General features: G+C 70.5%; 2 protein-coding genes. Both read left to right on the forward strand.

What is annotated here, in order from left to right; translation table 11 throughout:
- Positions 1–9 precede the first annotated feature (9 nt).
- Complete coding sequence (locus ABNT58_RS19460) at positions 10–1,140, forward strand: ABC transporter permease (protein ID WP_348755078.1); 1,131 nt, start codon at positions 10–12, stop codon at positions 1,138–1,140.
- The coding region (locus tag ABNT58_RS19465) for an ABC transporter permease (protein ID WP_348755077.1) at positions 1,137–1,967 on the forward strand (831 nt) is incomplete at its 3' end. The genes ABNT58_RS19460 and ABNT58_RS19465, both read left to right, overlap by 4 nt.

Raw genomic sequence — 1,967 nt, forward strand, 5'->3', positions numbered from 1 at the left:
AGGTGCAACATGCTCAAGCTTGAGGCGCGCCCTCAGCCTTCCAAGGTGATGTCGCTCGGCTCGCCGTTGATCGCGCTGGCGCTCACGGTGGTGCTGGCCAGCCTGCTCTTCATCGCGCTCGGCAAGGACCCGGTGCGCGGCCTGTCCATCTTCTTCGTCGAGCCGCTGAACGGCCTGCGCGCCACCGCCGAGGTGCTGCTCAAGGCCACGCCGCTGATGCTGTGCGCGCTGGGCCTGGCGGTGTGCTACCGGGCCAACGTGTGGAACATCGGCGCCGAAGGCCAGTTCCTGCTGGGCGCCATCACCGGCGGCGGCGTGGCGCTGTGGCTCACCAGCCAGGGCATCACCGGCGCCCGCGGCCTCTACTCGCCGCTGGTGCTGCTGGCCGGCGTGGTGGGCGGCGCGGCCTGGGCGGCGGTCACGGCCGTGCTGCGCGACCGCTTCAACGCCAGCGAGATCCTGGTGAGCCTGATGCTGGTGTACGTGGCCCAGCAGTTCCTCAACTTCCTGGTGTTCGGGCCCTGGAAGGACCCGATGGGCTTCAACTTCCCGCAGACCAAGACCTTTGACGCCAGCACCTGGCTGCCGCAGTTGCTGCCCGGCACCCGGCTGCACTGGGGCATCGTGGTGGCGCTGGTGATGGTGGCGGTGTTCTGGATCTTCCTGTTCCGCCTTTACCGCGGCTACCAGCTGCAGGTGGGCGGCCTGGCACCGGCGGCCGCGCGTTATGCGGGCTTTTCGGCCCGCAAGTCGCTGTGGACGGCGCTGCTGATCTCCGGCGGCATGGCCGGCCTGGCCGGCGCGATGGAAGCGGCCGGCCCGCTGCGCCAGCTCACGCCGCACGTGTCCACCGGCTACGGCTTCACCGCCATCATCGTGTGCTTCGTTGGCCGTCTGCATCCGGTGGGCATCGTGCTGTCCAGCGTGCTGCTGTCGATGATGCTGATCGGCGGTGAGCTGGGCCAGTCGCGCCTGGGCCTGCCCAATGCGCTCACCGGCGTGTTCCAGGGCTCGCTGCTGTTCCTGCTGCTGGCCTGCGACACGCTGATCACCTACCGCGTCAAGTGGCGCTCGGCGCCGCGCGCGGTGGCGGCACCCGCCGCCCCTGCCGCCGCGCAACTGAAGGAGGTGCAGCCGTGAACGAGATCGCCCTGCTGATCGCGGCCACCCTGGCCTCGGGCACGCCGCTGGCGGTGGCGGGCCTGGGCCTGCTGCTGAATGAGAAGGCCGGCGTGCTGAACCTGGGCGCCGAAGGCATGATGCTGGTGGCCGCCATCGCCGGCTTTGCCACCGCGCTGGCCACCGGCAGCGACGTGCTGGCCTTTGCGGCCGGTGCCGGCGCCGGCGCCTTGATGGCCGCGGTGTTCGCGCTGCTGGTCATTGGCCTGAACACCAACCAGTACGCCACCGGGCTGGCGCTCAGCCTCTTCGGCGGTGGTTTCTCGGCCTTCGTGGGCGTGAGCTTCGTCGGCAAGAAGCTGGAAGACCGCGTGCCCTTCGAGGTGCCGGGCCTGGCCGACATCCCCTTCATCGGCCCCGCCTTCTTCAAGCAGCACTGGATGGTGTACGTGGCCATCGCGCTGGTGCTGGCGCTGTCGTGGTTCCTCTACCGCAGCCGCGCCGGCCTGGTGCTGCGCGCGGTGGGCGAATCGCCCGAGTCGGCCCATGCGCTGGGCTACCCGGTGCGGCTGATCCGCTTCGGCGCGGTGCTGGCCGGCGGCGCGTTGTGCGGCGTGGCGGGGGCCTTCCTGTCGGTGGTGTATGCGCCGCTGTGGGTGGAGGGCCTGGTGGCCGGCCGCGGCTGGATCGCGCTGGCCCTCACCACCTTCGCCACCTGGCGGCCGGCGCGGGTCTTGCTTGGCGCCTATCTGTTCGGCGGCGTCACCATGCTGCAGTTCGCGTTGCAGGGCGCCGGCGTCGAAGTCTCCAGCCAGCTGCTGTCGATGCTGCCCTACCTGGCCACCATC

Source organism: uncultured Aquincola sp., assembly GCF_964001545.1.
GTDB lineage: Bacteria > Pseudomonadota > Gammaproteobacteria > Burkholderiales > Burkholderiaceae_C > Aquincola.